Source organism: Pseudoalteromonas sp. (genome assembly GCF_018402495.1).
In the GTDB taxonomy this organism is placed as follows: domain Bacteria; phylum Pseudomonadota; class Gammaproteobacteria; order Enterobacterales; family Alteromonadaceae; genus Pseudoalteromonas.
Genome location: NZ_JAGYIU010000002.1, coordinates 684,046 through 703,223, shown reverse-complemented (window position 1 = coordinate 703,223; position 19,178 = coordinate 684,046). Strand labels below are relative to the sequence as shown.

General features: G+C 40.8%; 20 protein-coding genes. 9 read left to right on the top strand and 11 right to left on the bottom strand.

Annotation, left to right across the window (positions count from 1 at the left end):
* Positions 1 to 892 precede the first annotated feature (892 nt).
* From petA to pbp4b, 7 genes are all read left to right on the top strand, one after another.
* Positions 893 to 1,480, top strand: coding sequence for a ubiquinol-cytochrome c reductase iron-sulfur subunit (petA, locus tag KG708_RS08770; RefSeq protein ID WP_213609011.1), 588 nt, complete (start codon positions 893 to 895; stop codon positions 1,478 to 1,480).
* Entirely contained in the window at positions 1,480 to 2,745 is a 1,266-nt protein-coding gene (locus KG708_RS08765; protein WP_213609010.1) for a cytochrome b N-terminal domain-containing protein, read from the top strand. Before petA ends, KG708_RS08765 begins: the two co-directional genes overlap by 1 nt.
* Positions 2,742 to 3,485: a cytochrome c1 gene (locus KG708_RS08760; RefSeq protein ID WP_213609009.1), complete on the top strand. Its 744-nt coding sequence runs from the start codon at positions 2,742 to 2,744 to the stop codon at positions 3,483 to 3,485. The genes KG708_RS08765 and KG708_RS08760 overlap by 4 nt, the downstream gene beginning before the upstream one ends.
* A 79-nt stretch (positions 3,486 to 3,564) precedes the next feature.
* Entirely contained in the window at positions 3,565 to 4,191 is a 627-nt protein-coding gene (gene sspA / locus KG708_RS08755; RefSeq protein ID WP_213609008.1) for a stringent starvation protein SspA, read from the top strand.
* Positions 4,191 to 4,628 carry a ClpXP protease specificity-enhancing factor gene (locus tag KG708_RS08750; RefSeq protein ID WP_213609007.1) on the top strand — a complete coding sequence of 146 codons (438 nt, stop codon included), beginning with the start codon at positions 4,191 to 4,193 and terminating at the stop codon, positions 4,626 to 4,628. The genes sspA and KG708_RS08750 overlap by 1 nt, the downstream gene beginning before the upstream one ends.
* A gap of 1,096 nt (positions 4,629 to 5,724) precedes the next feature.
* Entirely contained in the window at positions 5,725 to 6,897 is a 1,173-nt protein-coding gene (locus KG708_RS08745; RefSeq protein ID WP_213609006.1) for an exo-beta-N-acetylmuramidase NamZ domain-containing protein, read from the top strand.
* A gap of 15 nt (positions 6,898 to 6,912) precedes the next feature.
* Positions 6,913 to 8,553, top strand: coding sequence for a penicillin binding protein PBP4B (pbp4b, locus tag KG708_RS08740; RefSeq protein ID WP_213609005.1), 1,641 nt, complete (start codon positions 6,913 to 6,915; stop codon positions 8,551 to 8,553).
* A gap of 300 nt (positions 8,554 to 8,853) precedes the next feature.
* Here the strand turns inward: pbp4b and KG708_RS08735 are convergent, their stop codons facing one another.
* The 7 genes from KG708_RS08735 to KG708_RS08705 all read right to left on the bottom strand — a co-directional run bounded on the left by KG708_RS08735 (position 8,854) and on the right by KG708_RS08705 (position 14,087).
* On the bottom strand, positions 8,854 to 9,465 hold the full coding sequence (locus KG708_RS08735) for a hypothetical protein (RefSeq protein ID WP_213609004.1): 612 nt from the start codon (positions 9,463 to 9,465) through the stop codon (positions 8,854 to 8,856).
* Positions 9,458 to 10,042, bottom strand: coding sequence for a sigma-70 family RNA polymerase sigma factor (locus tag KG708_RS08730; RefSeq protein ID WP_213609003.1), 585 nt, complete (start codon positions 10,040 to 10,042; stop codon positions 9,458 to 9,460). The genes KG708_RS08735 and KG708_RS08730 overlap by 8 nt, the downstream gene beginning before the upstream one ends.
* Before the next feature lie 14 nt (positions 10,043 to 10,056).
* On the bottom strand, positions 10,057 to 10,689 hold the full coding sequence (locus KG708_RS08725) for an energy transducer TonB (protein WP_213609002.1): 633 nt from the start codon (positions 10,687 to 10,689) through the stop codon (positions 10,057 to 10,059).
* Positions 10,690 to 10,826: 137 nt separating this feature from the next.
* On the bottom strand, positions 10,827 to 11,507 hold the full coding sequence (locus KG708_RS08720; protein WP_213609001.1) for a DUF799 domain-containing protein: 681 nt from the start codon (positions 11,505 to 11,507) through the stop codon (positions 10,827 to 10,829).
* A 1-nt stretch (position 11,508) separates the two neighbouring features.
* Positions 11,509 to 11,856 carry a DUF4810 domain-containing protein gene (locus tag KG708_RS08715; protein WP_213609000.1) on the bottom strand — a complete coding sequence of 116 codons (348 nt, stop codon included), beginning with the start codon at positions 11,854 to 11,856 and terminating at the stop codon, positions 11,509 to 11,511.
* On the bottom strand, positions 11,853 to 12,536 hold the full coding sequence (locus KG708_RS08710; protein ID WP_213608999.1) for a CsgG/HfaB family protein: 684 nt from the start codon (positions 12,534 to 12,536) through the stop codon (positions 11,853 to 11,855). The genes KG708_RS08715 and KG708_RS08710 overlap by 4 nt, the downstream gene beginning before the upstream one ends.
* Before the next feature lie 219 nt (positions 12,537 to 12,755).
* Positions 12,756 to 14,087 (bottom strand): MFS transporter, encoded by a 1,332-nt coding sequence (locus KG708_RS08705; RefSeq protein ID WP_213608998.1) that lies wholly within the window; start codon positions 14,085 to 14,087, stop codon positions 12,756 to 12,758.
* Between the two features lie 282 nt (positions 14,088 to 14,369).
* On the opposite strand from KG708_RS08705, the gene KG708_RS08700 reads away from it, so the two are divergent.
* Positions 14,370 to 15,080: a VC0807 family protein gene (locus KG708_RS08700; protein WP_213608997.1), complete on the top strand. Its 711-nt coding sequence runs from the start codon at positions 14,370 to 14,372 to the stop codon at positions 15,078 to 15,080.
* A 319-nt stretch (positions 15,081 to 15,399) separates the two neighbouring features.
* Here KG708_RS08700 and dps read toward each other — a convergent pair whose 3' ends face one another.
* Positions 15,400 to 15,924: a DNA starvation/stationary phase protection protein Dps gene (gene dps / locus KG708_RS08695; protein WP_213608996.1), complete on the bottom strand. Its 525-nt coding sequence runs from the start codon at positions 15,922 to 15,924 to the stop codon at positions 15,400 to 15,402.
* Between the two features lie 331 nt (positions 15,925 to 16,255).
* On the opposite strand from dps, the gene corA reads away from it, so the two are divergent.
* On the top strand, positions 16,256 to 17,212 hold the full coding sequence (corA, locus tag KG708_RS08690; protein WP_213608995.1) for a magnesium/cobalt transporter CorA: 957 nt from the start codon (positions 16,256 to 16,258) through the stop codon (positions 17,210 to 17,212).
* A gap of 33 nt (positions 17,213 to 17,245) precedes the next feature.
* Here the strand turns inward: corA and KG708_RS08685 are convergent, their stop codons facing one another.
* From KG708_RS08685 to KG708_RS08675, 3 genes are all read right to left on the bottom strand, one after another.
* Positions 17,246 to 17,608 (bottom strand): DUF2237 domain-containing protein, encoded by a 363-nt coding sequence (locus tag KG708_RS08685; RefSeq protein ID WP_016900500.1) that lies wholly within the window; start codon positions 17,606 to 17,608, stop codon positions 17,246 to 17,248.
* Positions 17,609 to 17,776: 168 nt separating this feature from the next.
* On the bottom strand, positions 17,777 to 18,196 hold the full coding sequence (locus tag KG708_RS08680; protein ID WP_213608994.1) for a CBS domain-containing protein: 420 nt from the start codon (positions 18,194 to 18,196) through the stop codon (positions 17,777 to 17,779).
* Positions 18,197 to 18,372: 176 nt separating this feature from the next.
* The gene (locus KG708_RS08675) at positions 18,373 to 19,152 is read right to left on the bottom strand and encodes a DUF2189 domain-containing protein (RefSeq protein ID WP_213608993.1); all 780 of its coding nucleotides are present in this window, start codon (positions 19,150 to 19,152) and stop codon (positions 18,373 to 18,375) included.
* Between the last annotated feature and the right edge of the window lie 26 nt (positions 19,153 to 19,178).

Sequence of the window (19,178 nt, the reverse complement as noted above, 5' to 3'; positions counted from 1 at the left end):
GAGTTTACCTCGCGCATGTTTAAGTAAAGTGCGTGGCATAAAGCCCCGCCTACAAAACAATTAAAACACGGTGCTTAACCGTAGGCGGGAGTTTACCTCGCGCATGTTCGAGGTTTAATGTCTACCCGCGCCTCGTCGCCCGTAACCCGTCGCCATTAACCTTTCACCTTTCGCCTTTAACCTTTATATTTAATCACTTACTCTGTGCACTCTGTGACCTCTGTGGTAAATAAAATCATTAACCGACGCGGGGTAAACCCGCTGCTACATGTGCGCGGCGTAAAGCCCCGCCTACAAAACAATTAAAACGCGGTGGTTCCCCCGCAACCCGAAGCCCGTCACCCGCAACCTTTAACCTAACACCTAACACCTAACACCTAACACCTAACACCGAACCCCGAACACCGAACCCCGAACCTCGAACCCCTTACGACTAATGTCGATATTAGCTTGATCAAAATTGGCGTAGCGTGCGTATTTATTGAGCGAAAGCTTAAAAATAGCCTACTAACGCAAAAAAAGTTAAATAATTATCGCAATTAGTTTAAATCCATCAGTTAATTGGTGAATTTTTTTGCTACAATTGGCGGGCAAATAAAGTAAGTGAGTATAAAGCCACCTAATACAGTTGTGACTGTTTGTTATGGTGGGTTTGTTTTTACTTTCATATTATTTTTTACTGAAGCGGTATTAGTCATTTGGTTTTTTCTTGAGCTTGCTTATTCATGTATTTGGATAAGCTGGTATTATTCGAGTGAGAGTCTGTAAATAACCTTGTTTTAAGCAAGGGTTTTAATTATGATCGTTTCTTTTTTAAAATTCGAAAAATTAACCTGCTGTAACTGATGTTCTCAATATAGCAAGTGTTGAGAATCATAGTGGAGATAAGTGGATGAGCAATGCGCCTGTAGACAATGGCCGACGTCGCTTTTTAACCATAGCTACCTCTGTTGTTGGTGGTGTTGGTGCGGCTGGGGCTGCTGTTCCTTTTATTGCGTCTTGGAATCCAAGTGAGCGAGCTAAATCTGCGGGTGCGCCTGTAGAAGTAGATATCAGCAAACTTGAACCAGGACAATTAATACGTGTCGAGTGGCGTGGTAAACCTGTATGGGTTATATCGCGTACCCCAAAAATGCTTGAGCAATTGAAAGGGCATGAAGATCAACTTCGTGATCCGCAATCGCAAGAGCCACAACAATTAGAGTCATCAACCAATGATTATCGTTCAATACGCCCAGAGATTTTTGTCGCTGTGGGTATTTGTACGCATTTGGGGTGTTCACCTAGCTTTTTACAAGGTGGCTTTGGTGAGTTAGTAGAAGGCACTGATGATGGTTTCTTCTGTCCGTGTCATGGTTCTCGGTTTGATATGGCTGGTCGTGTATTCCAGTCGGTGCCTGCGCCGTTAAACTTAGAAATACCGCCTTATACTTTTCTTGATGAGACCACTATTTTAGTGGGTGAAGAAGGGGTAGCATAATGTTTGGTAAAATTATCGGTTGGATAGACGACCGTATCCCAATGACACGTGTTTGGAACATGCACATTGCACAGTATCCAGCACCAAAAAACTTTAACTTTTGGTACTTTTTTGGCTCTTTAGCCATGTTAGTACTAGTAAACCAAATACTTACGGGTATTTGGTTAACAATGAATTATGTACCATCAGCCGAGGGTGCGTTTGCATCAATTGAATACATTATGCGTGATGTAGAATACGGCTGGCTTTTACGTTATTTGCACTCTACGGGTGCCTCTGCATTTTTTGTTGTTGTTTATTTACATATGTTCCGTGGCATGATCTACGGCTCTTATCAAAAACCACGTGAGCTATTGTGGGTATTTGGTATGCTTATTTTCTTAGCGCTAATGGCTGAAGCGTTCATGGGTTACTTATTACCATGGGGGCAAATGTCGTTTTGGGGTGCACAGGTAATTATTTCACTATTCGGGGCGATTCCGGTTATTGGTGATGATTTAACACTGTGGATCCGTGGTGATTATGTAATTTCAGGTGCAACGCTTAACCGCTTCTTTGCGCTACATGTCATTGCATTACCATTAGTAATTGTTATTTTGGTATTTTTACATATTGTTGCATTACACGAAGTGGGTTCTAACAACCCAGACGGTATTGATAACAAACGTAAAAAAGGCACTGTACCAGAAGAAGACAAGCCTAAATTTAAGTTTCATGAATACTATACTGATAAAAAAGATATTATAGATGCGATTCCGTTCCACCCTTATTACACAGTAAAAGATATTGTGGGTGTGGTAGGTTTCTTAATCTTGTTCTGTTGGGTTGTGTTCTTTATGCCTGCTATGGGTGGTTTCTTCCTTGAAGCGCCAAACTTTGAAGCAGCTAACCCGCTTAAAACACCAGAGCATATTTTCCCTGTTTGGTACTTTACGCCATTTTATGCAATTTTACGTGCAATCCCTGATAAACTGATGGGTGTTGCTGCAATGGGTGCATCCATTGTTGTATTGGCGTTACTGCCTTGGATTGACCGTGGTTCGGTTCGTTCAGTTCGTTACCGTTGTGGTTTCCACAAATGGAACATTGCAGGTTTTGTTGTGACTTTCGTTCTTTTAGGTTGGGTTGGTGCTACACCACAAACTGATTTTAAAACGCTGGTTTCGCAAATCTGTACTGTGACTTACTTTATGTTCTTCGTGCTGTTATTTGTTTACAGTAAGAATGAAAAAACTAAGCCATTGCCTGAGAGGTTAACGAAATGATGAAAAAGCTACTAATCGGTTTATTTGCTTTATCAGTAAACGTGTTACCAGCAATGGCGGCGGGTCCGTCGGTTCCTTTAATGGAAGCGGGTAACGATATATCTGATCAGCCATCTTTGCAGCGCGGTGCTAAGTTGTTCATGAACTACTGTTTAGGTTGTCACCAAATGCAGTATCAACGTTATGAACGTACTTTCCGTGATATTGGTATTCCAACAGAGGTAGGCCAAGAGACGCTTATTTTTGATGGTTCAAAAGTAGGTGGTCATATCCTTAATGCTATGGATAAAGACGATGCTGCAAAATGGTTTGGTGCGGCAGTACCTGATTTAACCAATGTTGCACGCGTGCGTGGCAGTGATTGGATTTATACTTATTTAAAATCGTTTTATAAAGATGAGTCTCGTCCGTTTGGTGTTAACAATAGTGTGTTTCCATTAGTGGGTATGCCGCATGTTCTTCAAGAGCTGCAAGGTGTGCCTACTGCAATCACTGAAGAAGTAACAGTGAATGGTAAAACAGTTACTAAAATTGTTGGTACTGAAACAGACGGTACGGGTGAATTAAGTGTAGATGAATACGACCAAGCAGTTCGTGATTTAACGAATTTCCTAGAGTATGTAGGTGAACCTACACGTCTTGAGTCGGAAGCGCTTGGTATTAAGGTACTTGGATTCTTAGTGATTTTATTTATCTTGGCATTTATGCTGAAGAAAGAATACTGGAGAGATGTTCATTAAGTTTGAACATATTTAAAGGTAATTTTGCAATAGGGGCTTAAGCCCCTATTGCTGTTTTAGTTATTTAATGGAGGTAGGCATGGCCGTAGCTGCCAATAAGCGCCCTGTAATGACCCTTTTTTCTGGTGCTAACTGTATGTATAGCCACCAAGTACGCATTGTACTTGCAGAAAAAGGTGTAAGTGTAGATATTCATATGGCTGAAAAGGATAATCTGCCAGAAGCACTTCACGAAATTAACCCTTACGGTACAGTCCCCACACTGATCGACCGTGAGCTTGGTTTATATCAGGCAAACATCATCATGGAATACCTTGATGAACGTTTTCCTCATCCTCCACTAATGCCTGTATATCCGGTCATGCGTGGTCGTAGCCGTTTAATGATGCATCGTATTGATACTGATTGGTACAGCCTAGCTGAAAAAATCATTAACAACACCTCTGGTGCAGCGCAGGCTCGTAAAGAGCTTACCGAAGCATTGCTTGCAATAGCCCCCATTTTTAGTGAAGCCCCTTACTTTATGAGTGAAGAGTTTAGCTTAGTGGATTGTTATTTAGCTCCACTATTATGGCGTTTACCTGAGTTTGGTATTGAGCTAAGTGGTGCAGGCTCTAAAGAACTTAAAGAGTATATGATCCGTTTATTTGAACGTGATTCATTCCAAGCTTCTTTAACTGAAGCAGAGCGTGAGATCCGTTTATAATGACCTCTAATCGTCCTTATTTACTACGCGCTTTTTTTGATTGGATTGTTGATAACGATTGCACGCCACATTTAGTGGTTAATGCTGATTTTCCTGCAGTGCAAGTGCCTACACAGTTTGTCCAAGACGGCCAAATTGTATTAAACATAAGCCCTTCAGCGGTCACGCAGTTTTCGTTAGATAATTCTCAGCTTAGCTTTAACGCACGCTTTGGCGGCCAGCCAATGCAAGTGTATGTGCCTTTAGGGGCTGTACTTGCAATATATGCACGCGAAAATGGCGAAGGCACAGTCTTTACTGCAGATGAGTTTTTAGAGGACGAAGACGATTTTGCTCCAGAGCTTGAAAGTGTTGATTCATCACCTGAAAGTGTTGATGAAACACCTGATCCTAAGCCTGAAAAGAAAAAAGGCTCACATTTGCGTGTTATAAAATAACTGGTAAATGTTAGATAAAAACCGCTTAATAAGCGGTTTTTTTATGTCTGTTATAAGGTGAAAGGTTAAAGGTTAAAGGTTAAAGAGCAGGTTTTAGAAATCAGATAGTAGAAATCAGAAATCAAGCAGAGTCGAACCTATTTTTTAAGCTAGTTAGCACATGTAGCAGCGGGTTTACCCCGCGTCGGTTAATGATTTTATTTACCACAGAGGTCACAGAGTGCACAGAGTAAGTGATTAAATATAAAGGTTAAAGGGTGAAGGTTAAGGGTTAAAGGTTAAAGGCGAAAGGTTAAGGGCGACGGGCTTCGGGTTGCGGGGAAACCACCGTGTTTTAATTGTTTTGTAGGCGGGGCTTTATGCCGCGCACTTTACTTAAACATGCGCGAGGTAAACTCCCGCCTACGGTTAAGCACCGTGTTTTAATTATTTTGTCTTCTCTGTGTAGCGCGAAGCGCCTCGTTGTTCTCTGTGGTGCAAAAAGAAGGTTAAAGGCGAATAGTTAAAGGTTAAAGAGCAGGTTTTAGAAATCAGATAGTAGAAATCAGAAATCAAGCAGAGTCGAACCTATTTTTTAAGCTAGTTAGCATAGCTGCTAACTCTTTTGTTTCTAAAACCCATACTTGGCTTATACCTTTTGGTAAATAGCCAATTTCATCTCCAATATAGAGCTTGCTCACGTTAGCCGCAGGGCGGCTTGTTGTTATATTTTTAGTTATTTTATTTACCACAGAGGTCACAGAGTAAGTGATTAAAGTGACTAGGTGTTAGGGAAGTGACTAGGTGCTAGGATTTACAGCCCGTTACCCGTGGCTCTTCTCTGTGTAGCGCGCAGCGCCTCGGTGCTCTCTGTGGTAAAAAATATTTTGTAGGCGGGGCTTTACGCCGCGCACATGTAGCAGCGGGTTTGCCCCGCGTCGGTTAATGATTTTATTTACCACAGAGGTCACAGAGTGCACAGAGGAAGTGATTAAATACAAAGGTGAAAGGTTGCGGGCAGCGGGCGACGGGTTACGGGTAACGAACCCCGTATCTAAGCTGCTCTTTTCGCTCGGCTGTGTTATTTTAAATGCCTTGTTTAAAAGGAACTTGCTGTATGTTTAAAACCGTGTTTTTCACTTTTTTGTTTATAGTTAGCACAGTGTTTACGCTAAGCGCGTACGCGAATGATGCTAAACGTGCTATTGCTGTAGGGGCGGAGCAGTTTACTTTGTACTTACCGCAATTAAAAAATAAACGTGTTGGGTTGGTGGTTAACCAAACCTCGCTTGTGGAGCAAACGCATTTAGTTGATAGCTTATTGGCTAAAAACATCAACATTAGTAAAATTTTTGCACCTGAGCATGGCTTTCGGGGCGATCACGATGCCGGTGCGCATGTTAAAAACGCCGTAGATAGTAAAACCGGCATTGCGCTCATTTCTATTTACGGTAAAAATAAAAAGCCGAGCGCCAAGGTACTTAGCGATGTTGATGTGATTATTTTTGATATTCAGGATGTGGGCGTACGTTTTTATACTTATATTAGCTCCATGCATTACATGATGGAGGCCGCGGCAGAGCAGGGTGTTGAGTTTATTGTACTAGATAGGCCAAACCCAAATATTAGCCATATTGATGGGCCAATTTTAGAACCAGAATTTAAATCGTTTGTAGGTATGCACCCCATTCCTGTATTGCATGGTATGACGGTAGGCGAGCTTGCTAACATGATCAAAGGCGAGGGATGGATCAATCAAGCTCATGATTTAAAGCTAAACGTGATCCCAATTGCAGGCTACACCCGCACAACGCCATACAGTTTACCGGTAAAGCCAAGCCCTAATTTACCTAACGATCAATCAATTGCGCTTTATCCATCACTTTGCTTTTTTGAAGCCACTCCTATTAGTATAGGTAGAGGAACTGACTTTGCCTTTCAGGTTATGGGTTATTCACCCGTAGCTCTTGGGGACTTTAGTTTTACCCCGCGTTCAATAAAAGGCGCAGCGCTTAATCCAAAGTTTAAAAACCAAATGGTGAAAGGGATTGATTTGCGCGAGAGTGATACCACAGGTTTAAATTTAAATTATTTAATAAATGCTTATCGGCAGCTCACTCAAGCTAAGCTGGTGTTTTTTGAGCGCGCTGATTTTATGGATAAGCTCGCAGGAACTGATAAATTAAGACTTGCCATAGAAGCAGGGCAATCAGCTGAGGAAATTAAACAAAGTTGGCAAGCCGCTCTTGAGCAGTTTAAACAGCAAAGAGCGCCTTATTTGCTTTATTAACAGTGGGTTTTAAAAATGGTAAACAATAAAACGTACTATAAAGTAGTTGTATTACTGCTTAGCATTATTATTGCAGGTTGTAGTCGCTCTACTGCGATTAAATCACAGCGCCCATATGTGCCTAGTCAGGTTCAAACCCTCGCTAATGCGCAAGTAATTGCAACCTTTCCTGAGCAAAACCCCAGCAATAGAGAGTATGTAAATAACCGTGGTACCTTTAAGGCCTACCAAGGGCGCGGGCAATTATTGCTACAAAACAAAAATGCACTGAGTGCCGATATATACATCAATAATAAAAAGCTCTCAGTTAATGAGCCATTACTTGCTAACACCGAGTACAACTTTAATTTAGGGCGCTATACTCATAATGGCGTGAACACCTTTAAGGTGGAGAATATTCAACCTGCTGGCGGCAGTTTAACCCTGCGCTTTGCTTTTGCTACCTTAGAAAATACCGCCACAAAAGAAATCGACTTTAGCCAAGTTGATACGCTTATTGAAAACGATATAAAAGCAGGCTTTCCCGGTGCGGTATTAGCGGTTGTTAAAGCGGGTAAGGTATTAAAGTTAACCGCGTATGGCGATGCAAAGCGATATGATCAAGGTGATTTAATGCTAATGCGCCCTGAGCCCATGCAAACAAATACCTTATTTGATTTAGCCTCAAACACTAAAATATTTGCCACAAACTTTGCACTAATGAAGCTTGTGAGCGAAGGGCTGTTAAACATAAATCATACGGTGCATTCATACCTAAAAGAGTATCAGGGAGACGGCCGAGAGTACCGCCAAGTTAAAGACCTACTCACTCATAAAGCAGGTTATCCGCCGGTGTTCGATTTTCATCGTAAAGATACCGCTTATGGCGATGCATTTTTTTCACAAGCCAGCGACACCACTAAACAGTTACTGCTTACTAGCGTGCCATTAACCTCTGAACCTACAGCGCCGCATGTTTACTCTGATATTGATTACATGATTTTAGGTGTTTTAATTGAACGCATTAGCGGCCAGCCACTCGATGAATACCTAGAGCAACATATTTACGCGCCTTTAAAGCTTAGTAACACTGTATTTAACCCCCTTAAAAAAGGCTTTAACCCGCAACAATTTGCTGCCACTGAGCTAAATGGTAATACCCGCGACGGCCGTGTTTACTTTGATAATATTCGCACTCATGTACTGCAAGGACAAGTGCATGACGAGCGGGCTTTTTATTCACTCGATGGTGTTGCAGGCCATGCGGGATTATTTAGTAACGCTCCTGATTTAGCCATTTTATGCCAAGTGTTACTTAATAAAGGCGGTTACGGTGATACGCAAATTTTTAATGCCAGTAGCTTAGCGCAATTTTTAACGCCACAAAGCAGCGATGAAACCTACGGTTTAGGTTTTCGTCTTGCCGGTAATAACCAAGCACGGCGCTGGCACTTTGGCCCGTATGCTAGCCCGCAAGCATATGGCCACACAGGTTGGACTGGTACAGTGACTGTGATTGATCCGGCTTACGATTTAGCCATTATTTTACTCACCAATGCACGGCATACTCCAATTAAAGGCTCTGAAAAGCGCTATCAATTTGTGGGTAAAACCTATGAAACAGCGCAATATGGCTCTGTTGTGTCGCTTGTTTATGAGGCATTGTTAAATCAATAAGTGTTAGTAAGTGACTTTAAAGCGTTGCTATTGTAAAAATAAATAAGGTTGCGTTATGCATTGGTATTCTATTTTACCGCCATTGCTGGTGGTAGGCGCTATTTTAGGCGGCGCTTAACGTTTATATGGCTTACTTAGTAACGAGCTTAACTGTTTTGTAGGTTGGGTAGAGCGTAGCGAAACCCAACAAAGTGAGTGAATTCAAAGCCTGTAAATTTGTAGGGTTTTTGTTTACATGTAGGTTGGGTTGAGTGACACGAAACCCAACGGATCGCTTAATAATTGAATGCCTGTTCCAACTTAAGCTCCGCACTGCCTCACCCCAGTACCCATATGCTTCAGTGCAATAATTTGCCCTTTGCCATTATGTGCCATAGCGAGCATGTCGCCGGTGTTGATACCACTTTCAACTGCGTGCTTTCCTTTTAAATCACTGAGCAGTGACTGCTTAATTTGCACTAGCACTTCTTTATTACAGCTGGCTATGTACCAGTCGCTATCTACTTTAATAAGTTTACCGTACTCGGTGATGCGTTGTTGATGGCGGCGTAAATCGTTTGCTAATTGGGTTTCGAGGGCGCGTTTTTGTTGTGTTATAGCGCTTGCGTAGCTACCTGTTTGATCTATTTCGTGGGTTTGTATAACGGAATAATCATAAATATTGATGGTATTAAGTACGGTTTTAGGGGCTGTATTTATCACGTTGTTGCTATCGAACACTATAAAGGCCAGTAATCCCAGTGCGCAGGTAAGACTTGTGAGTTGCAGGGCAAAGCCAAGCTTTTTAGGTTGTTTTTTGATTACGGAGTGTTTTAACGCCTGTTGTTGAGCATGCGAAAGGCTGGTGCGTGCTTTACGCGCTTTAAAGTGGTTTGAGAGTGATTGGTCAAACTGCTCATCAGGCTTATTCATTACAGTCTCCTAATAATTGTTTTAGGTTTTGTTTGGCGTAGCGTAGCCTTGTTTTTATGGTTTGGGCGTTGCTTTGCGTTATAAGCTCTATGTCGGCAAGGCTAAAACCTTCTTGTTGTAAGGTGATGGCTTCGCGCTGCACAAAGCTAAGTTGCTTGAGCGCAGTGTTAAATGCTTCGTAACTTATGTGTGTGTCGCCTATATGCGAATCACTACTTGTTAATTCGCTTTGATTACCACTTTGCGCAGGTAGTTGGCTTTTTTCGTCAAGCTCTACAAAGTATTTTTGTTTACGGTATTCGTCTATCAGGGTGTTGCGCGCTAGTTTAAATAACCAGGCTTTGGGCGTGGTTTGTGCTTGGTAAAGGTGGCGCTTTTCAATAACCTTTAGCCATGTTTGTTGGCTTATATCGTAGGCTAACTGAGCGTTAGATTGCGTCACTAAGTAATGGTATAAATCGTTACTGTATAATGCAATAAGCTGCTCTAAGTGACGGTTGTCGCCACTTTTTGCATACCGCGCCATGCAATCTTTGCTTGGCGCTTCAAATAACCATGACTTAATACTCAATAGCATAGGCGCTTATTCCTTTACTGCGAACTGTCTAATTTAAAATCAAGCTGTACGGTTTGACCTGTTTGTAATTGTGCCACACCTTCAATCACTTTTGGACGATATTTCCAGCGTTTGATGGCGCGTAGCGCTTCGCGGTCAAATATGCGTTTAGGCTCGGCATTTATTACTGTGGCGTCAATCACTTCACCTGTGGGCGAAATATTAAAGCTAAGTTGCACCCAGCCTTCTATCCCATCACGTGCTGCGGTAGTTGGGTATTTAGGATTTATGCGCACAATGGGTGAAGCATCTCCTGTGGGGCGGGTAATTGTTTGCTTCATATCGTCATCAAATCCGTCAATAACTATGGGGGGAGCTGTGCTTATTGCTGTTATTGGCTCATTACTTGGTGTTACACGTGGTGGTGCTTTAGGCGGTATTTTAGGTGTAGGTGGTGGCGGTATTCTTTTAATGTGCGTGGTTTGTTTATCTTCTGGCGCTTGAAAAATCTCAACAGTCATATCATCACCCAATTTAATAGGTGCTCTTTGCTCGCCACTAATTAAGTATTGCATAAAGGCAAATGCAATAAAGGTCATCGCAGCACCGCCAATCACGGCGGTGGATGTTTTAAACATGGGGTTTTTAGGGAATGTTAGTGTGTGCATAAGCCGCTCCAAATTAACTTATTAGGTTGTTTCAGAGCTATAACGGCTGGCAAACAGAAAAGGGGTGAAATAATTTTAAAATTAAAAAGGCTGAGTGAATATTTAACTCGGCCTTTTTATAACAGTGTGCTTTATTATTACTTTTTCTTTTCACTTGTGGCCGGCTGACCATAATTTGGTGAGCGCGGTCCATACAATAAACCATTGTATGTATCAGATGAAAGTAAACGGTTAGAGGTAATAGCGGCAATTTCAAAACCTTTATCAGTTACCGTTTCAGCTATTTGATTAATTGCAGCTACAACTAACATGCCGACTAAACCACCACCGGTGTTATTGTTTTGTTGCTCTGCAGATGAGGCTCTGGCTTTATGTTGCCACAAAACATCACCGCTTCGTAAGTCGACCAACTGTGCTGATACAGTAACCGCTGTTTCGCTTGAAATCACAACATAGCTAGTACCGTACTCTTCAATAGTTATATAAAGAGCTGAGTCGGCTCCAAAAATTTCATGTAGCTTGTCAACAGGCACTTGATGTATGTCGTTTGCAACCGTTAAACCATTGCCTTTAAACGTTTGATCAACAACAGCGACCGGGAATACATAAAAACCAGATTCTGCAATCGGGGTCATCATTTGCGTCATTACACTATATGGCGCGATAACTTCTGGTGTGTTGTTTAAAGGAGGTAGTACAAGGATTGAGTGAGGGTCAGCTTGTCTAAATGCACTGTAGTCGTGACTTGGTGGCGGTGATACACACCCAGCAAGCGCCGTTAATAATGTTGCGATAGTGATAAACTTTAAATAGCGCATATTAGGCACCCTTTGCCGATTTTAGAAGAAAGTCGATATATTGAATTGACTCAGGAAACAGTTGTTTTTCTGTTTCAAAGTGGGTCATACCTTGTGCAGCGTTACCGGTATCAAAATACAACATACCTAAATGTGCATGCAGACCAGGTGCGATAGCTTTACCGTTATTAGCTGCATCAGCAATAACTTGTTCTAGTATGGTGATTTGTTCTTCAACCGAAACGTCATCGGCTTTTAAGTAGGCGTAAACGGCACTGTTGTAGTCACCATAATAATAAAGCGGTTCTTTGGTGTTATTACACCCAGTAAGCGCAGCGCATACTAAGGCGCAGGCGATTAACTTTTTCATGCTTTGTTACCCCATTGGCCTGCTTCAAGACCTGTAACGAGTTTATTTACAACTTCTCGAATGGCTAAATCGAGTACTTTACCATTTAGTGTTGCATCGTAAGAGGCGGTGCTACCAAAGCCTACAACTTCACGTTCTGATAGGCTGTATTCGCCAGCCCCTTGTACTGAGTAAATAACTTCTGAGGTGGTTACATCAACAACATTAAGTGTAACTTTGGCGTATGCTATTTGTGATTTACCTTTTCCTAGCAGTCCAAATAACTGGCGATCGCCAATGGCTTTGCGACCAAATTCTGTTACATCACCGGTTACAACAAACTTTGCGCCGCTAATAACTTGGTTTGCACCGGTTCTTTTGGCTTCTTCTGCAAGCATTTGCATGTTGTCGCGATCAAGCACACTAAAACGATTCGTTTGCTGTAAGTGACTCATTAAGGTTGTTTTTGCTTGGCTGCCTAAGCGGTCTTGGCCTGATGAAAAAATACCATTTTGAAAGCTAGAGCGGTTAACAAACTGGCCCACAACTAATTTGCTTTTAGCCCCTGAGTAAGTTGTGTTGTAGGTGTCTACCTTGGGGGTTTCTAATGCTTTAGAGGACGTTGTGGCACAGCCCGATAAAGTACCTGCTGCAAGTGCAGCAATTAGGGCTGTTGTTAAGTATTTTTTATTTTTTAGCATGGGCTTTCCAATATTCGTAAGGGATTATTTAAAACGAATACTTGAGACGCTGCTTTACGCTGATAGGCTTATGACATTATTCAAGAATCCGTTCTGATACGCATTTATAAACAAAAAGACAGTAATATACAATAATTATTACGCCTAACTGTTAATGAATGTAACAGTTAGGGTACATACGCATTTAAAACCAATTAACTATTTGATTTGTGTGAAGTGCTATTCTTTTTTTTGCTCGTTTTCTAGGTCTTTAAACAGCTCACCTTGGGGGTGTTCAAAAAACTCATCATTTATTTCTTCGTCGTCTACAACGAGCATTTGTTCTTGCGCGGTGGTTTCTTCAATACGCGGATCCATCGTTGCTGCCAATGGCGAATTAGTTACATCGGAAGTACCGACTACATAATCACTCGGTTCGGGTTGTTCTAATTTTTGTTTAGAATTTATAAATGTAAGTAATAAATACATGACTACGGTTAGTAGCGAAATAGAGCCATACAATGCTTGGTGCCCAAAGTAACTCATTAGCTGTGCGTTAACCGTAGAGCCGATTGCCGCCCCAGCGCCAAAAGCAACTAATAACGCCGATGACACGCCTACGCGTTCCTCGTCTTCAACCCGTGAATTGGCCAGTGCCGAACAAAGCGGATACAAGGTAAATGCAAATAAACCAAAAATAAAGGTGAGTATATAAGCTGTAAGTTGTGAAGTGGGCAATAAACACAATGCTAAGCTGACCACACCGATAGTGACGGCATTGGTGCGAATTAATACACTACGGCGGACGCGATCAGAGAGCATCCCCATTGGCCATTGCGCTAATAAGCCCGCTAAAATAGTGAGTGACATAAAAATAGCAATGTCAGCGGCGTCAAAGCCTGATAATTTGGCAAAAATGGGTGCAAGGCCATAAAAACTACCGTTTATAATGCCTGCAAAGTGCACTGCGGTAAGTGACTGCGGTACTTTTTTAGCGTAATCAAACAGGCTCATTTTTATCGGTTTTAAAGGCTTTGGGTGAATTCTACGGGTGATAGAAATAGGAATAATGCCTATTGCTAACGCCATGCAGACTAAAAATAGCGGCGCATAACCTAGCTCAGGAAATTGTGCCAGCGCTAATTGCCCTAAAATCATCCCCAAGTATGAAGTGATCATGTAAAACGAGAATACTCGGCCACGTGATTCGGGCGCCGATTGTTCATTTAGCCAGCTTTCTAGCACCATGTAATTACACATCATACCTAAGCCAACAAAAAACCTAAGAGCTAGCCAAATATATAAATTGTCACTCACCCCATGGGCGGCTACACAAGCAGTTACTGCAGCGGTGCTTGCAGCAAAGGTTCTGATATGACCTACCGATTTGATAAGGTGATAGCCAAGCTTTGAACCCAGTAATAAGCCAAGGTAATAACACGAAGTCATTAAGCCTATCCAAAACGTAGACGTGCCTTGTTTACCTAAATAAAGCGCTAAATAGGTAGTGAGTAAACCGGTACCAATAATTAAAAATAAATTGGCAAAGTACAGTGACGGAAATGATTTCATTAAAATGCAAGTTATGAACTAAGAAAAACTAGATACTAGAGCAAGCGCGGTGGTTTTCCAAGTTGTAAAAATGAGAACCCCATAAAATAACTCCCTTAATTGAACAACATAAAACAAATGTTAGTATGTTTTTTGGTGACCAATGAGCTAAAAAATAGATGCCCTTAGCTCGAGCTAGAATAGCAAGGGCATTACGGGTATTATGCAATGAAGTAATGTTTAGCGTTATTTACTCTACAAAGGGGAAATTGATGGCAGCAGTAATATTTTTTGGAACTAAAAATGACCAGTAATAATCAAGCTACAAATAAGCGTAAAAAAAATAATCCACTTATTGAAATCGTATTTAATATCATCATCCCTTCAGTCATTTTAATGAAGTTTACTGGTCCTGAATATTTAGGCAGTGTGGTTGGCTTAATTGTCGCGCTTATATTCCCTATTAGTTATGGGGTTTATGATTTTATAAAAGCGGGTGCATTAAACTTTATTTCACTTTTAGGCTTTTTAAGTACCCTACTAACAGGGGGAATAGCATTATTTGAAATGGATGTAGAGTGGTTAGCCATTAAAGAAGCAGCTATTCCTGCCATTATCGGCTTTACCGTATTAATGTCTGGTTTTTTTGGCAAACCTTTACTTGCTAAGCTGCTATTAAACTCACTCTTATTTAAATTAGATACTATTTACGATGCCTTAGATGTGCGTGGTAACACGCAACTGTTCAAACAAAAAATAACGAAGGCTAATTACCTATTAGCGCTTACTTTTGTTTTTTCATCGACCATGAATTACATTTTAGCTAAATGGATTGTTACAAGCCCTGCAGGCAGTGTTGAATTTAACGAACAACTTGGTGAAATGACTTTATTAAGTTATCCCGTTATTGCTATTCCTTCTATGGTAATGCTTATTGGTATTTTTATTTATGTGATTAAAGTACTGACTAAATTAACCGGTATGAAGTTTGAAGATATGGTAAATGCTGAGTAGGTGATAATTAGTTTCGCGATAGGGAATGAGTTTGTAGTTTGGTTGTAAAAGGTTACTAACTCGGCGTAAGTTATAATTTTTGATGTTTTATCGGCTGCGCTTTTTTTATATGATTATCTTCTACCTTTTCAAGAGTGCGGCATGTTAAGCATTTATACTTTATAAAAACAGCTTTAGCTTTTGGTAAATAGCGAATGTAAAAGAGAGGCAGGGGAGATATTGTGCATGGAGCCAAACACATAAGATAAGACTTAAAATAATTTTACAAAAAGCCCAGCATATTTGCTGGGCTTTGTAAGATAAATGGCCGCTTTAAGAATTAGCTGTTCAATTGACCTGTTGATGATTCTATGTGTGCGCGTACAAACCATTGAAATTGCTCTAAATCAGCAAGCTGGCTAACCAGCATATCCTCAGATACAGGGTCGAGCTCTGAGAGCTTGCCAATCGCTGTTCGGTGATCGCCATTCACTCCGTTATAAACTTTATCTAGGGCACTTAAATGATCTGTAACGAGCCCTTTACCAATTGAATAATCTTGCCATGTACGACGATCAACAATCGATTTAGGGGTACCTACTGGTACGCCACCTAAAGTAGCAATACGCTCGGCGATAGTATCAGTCATTTCACGAACAGTCTCAACTTGAGGGTCTAACATTTCATGCACACCAATAAAGTTTGGACCGACTACATTCCAATGAATATGTTTAAGAGTAAGCTGTAAGTCAATGAGGGCAACCATACGATTATCGAGTATAGCTATGGTGTTTTTTGCAGATTCCTCATTCATACCTGGGGCAGTAAATTCAGCGATTTTGTTTGCTTCGTTATTGTGACTCATTATTCCTCCTGTTTTTATAAGGAATGTTCACAGCGCTTAGTCGTGCTTATGAACATGCGTTAGTTTATACAAAGCAATGACTATGCCGTCAGTGGCTTTTTGTTTAACCTATTGTAATATAAGGTTTTAATTTTTATTTTGCGGAGGTTTAAGACGTGTTTAACTTAAAGACTATGAAAAATATACATTTTTTGTAAATTCTGCAAACAGCAGTGCTGGATTGTGTTAGCGGATACCTGACCTTAATAGTAGCCATAATTGATGTATTATCATTGTTGATTAATGATCTGTTACATATACTGAGCCTAATTTGTAATAGAAGGAGAAGTGCATGCTGAGGTTTTTTTCTATTGAGCAAGGGGTTATTAAAGAGCAGGAACACGCGCCAAATACCCCCCTTGAGGTATCAATTAAAAATGCACACTGGATTGATACAATTAATCCAACGCCGCAGGAGCGAAGCATTCTTGCAAAAACACTCAATATAACCTTTCCTGAATCGGTCGACGTAGAAGAGATTGAAACTTCGGCGAGATGTTTTATTGATAACGAAGGCTTGCATGTGCATGCATTGTTTATGTCACCAAATGATGGGCGATTTAATACAGTCACGGTTGCTTGCTTGCTGCAAAGTAATTGCTTACTTACTATTCGTGATGAGGAATTGGCTGACTTTAGGCTATTACGTTTAAGGGCGCGTAAAGGTCAAGTAATATGTGATACACCAAAACAATTATTAATTACTTTATTCGATCAAAAAGTCGAAAACCATGCTGATATGCTCGAAGATATGCATCATCAATTAGAGAAACTCAGCGCTTATGTACTTGAAGAAGACGACTCAGATTTAGAAGAGGCGGTTAGTCGTATCGCTCGCTTAGAAGATGCGAATGGGAAGGTACGTTTATGTTTAATGGACACTCGGCGCAATATTTCGTTTTTAATACGACGCTTAGGTGCGCAAAACGACGACCGCGAAACACTTCGAGAAATTGTACTTGATATAGAGACTTTGATGTCACACTGTGCTTTTTTGTTTGATAAAGTAAACTTTTTGATGGATTCAACACAAGGTTTTATTAATATTGAACAAAATCAGATTATTAAAACCTTCTCTATTGCCTCAGTGGTTTTTTTACCGCCCACTGTTGTGGCCAGTGTTTACGGGATGAACTTTAATATAATGCCAGAGCTGCAATGGCAATGGGGTTATCCATTTGCAATTGGCATTATGTTGCTGTCGGGCTTTGCCCCTTATTTATTTTTTAAACATAAAGGGTGGTTGTAATACTTTAATATTGCAAGCTGAGCGCTCAAATCATTACCCGGTATACTGATGGGCTTTTAATACTTCAAGGGGAATAATGTCTAGCGCTTTTTGGTTTGTTGCTTCAAGTACAACAGGGGGAGCAACATTTGCAGCAATGGCATGATACCAACGAATCGCACATAAGCACCATTTATCGCCAGCTTTTAAGCCTGCAAAATCATACAAAGGATTAGGGCTAATTAAATCGTTACCTTGCGCTTTAGAAAACTGCAAAAATTCGTCGGTCATAATGGCGCACACACTGTGATTACCAAAGTCTGAATCTGGTACATAGCAAAACCCTTCGCGAGTATAGCCGCCATTGCCACAACATAGTTGTAGGCGAGTTCCCAATACATTTAATTGATTAGCCATATGACAAATTACCTTTTAGTAATAACTGCTGAAAGTAGCGCTGTTTACCATAACAGTCTGTTAGTGACTTAGCTATATACGAAGAGGCTTCTGGGCAGGTATTCGTCAATAAAAATGGCTGCGTTTTGGGTAAATTCAAAACGCAGGTTTTTTTATTGTGCTGTTAAGTTAAGATAATAACGCCGCAGCGAGACGCACAAAGTCAGAAGACGTTAAAATACCGACTAGTTGACCTTGTTCGTTAACAACAGGCATACAGCCATGTCGATTCTCAACAAAAAACTTCACAACATCAGATAAAGGTTGTGCAGGGGTAACGGTGATAAAATCACTCACCATAATGTCTTCTACTTTTGTGAGTTTTTCTTTTCGTTGTAACGCATTTGCGCCAAATGTAGCCATGATCCCCATTACTTTTGCGACCATTATTTTTTGTGTCAACATGCCTACAAACGCACCGTCTTCGTCTATAACGGGAATATGTCGAATATTTTTTTCTTTCATTAAGTTATGCGCATCATGTAGGGTGCTTTTTATATCAACCGAAAATGGGTTAGCTGTCATCAGATCTGTCACGTTATGAATCATGTTAATTCCTTATAAAGCGTAGGGTATATCACATTATATTAGCGCGATTTTTAGGCTTTGCACCTTATTGAGATCAAGGTTGTTGCAGATTTAATTCACAGGGGAGAAACAGTCATCACTTAATAAAACGCCCTAAAGCGTTTAATTAAGTGATTAAAATTGATTATGGGTAAATTTTATTCGTAACCGCGTTCTTTTTTAGTTTTAATAACTGCAATGTACCCGTGCCAGCTGGCGTAACTAAGTAATGGCATAATAATTATAAATCCAGCTGCCCCTGCTGCAAAACCAAGTGCCACTAGTACAAATATACAAATAGACCACACAACCATAGCTGCAAAGTTTTCCTTAACAGCATGGATTGAAGAAACCACCGCAGTCATTATATCAACACGTCTTTCCATCATTATTTGTGGTGTAAACGCTGAAATGGCAAACACACTCACTAATAAAATGCCGCCAATAATACTGCCTATGGTTAAAAACGCAGAAAGCTCTTCAAATGTTGGGTTAGCATGACTTGGGTATAATGCATGTACTATAGCAGCCAGCCTCATCCAAATAATCATAATTACCAGAAGTAAAATTGCAAATCCCCATTCACCTACAGGATTACGAAACATTGATTTTAGTGAGTGACCAAGCGTAGGTTTGTGGCCTTTTTCAAGCTCCCATGCTACATCGTATAAGCCAACCGCAAATACTGGACCTATTAAGGCAAATGCAACGGTTGCTGGCAATATAACAAGATGGCTGTCGGTAAGTACGGCAGAATAAACAATCGCCACGGGAATAAGTGTAAAGATTAAACCGTAAATTAAGCTCAACATGGGCGCACGCGCCATATCCTTAAGCGCTAACGAGAGCCAATGAAAAGCAGCGAATGTATTTACTTTGTTGCACTCTAAACAACGTGCAAATTTGATGTCTTTTTCTATTGTGTTTGTAGTTGGCATAAAGATGCTCCTTTTTAGTCATCTTT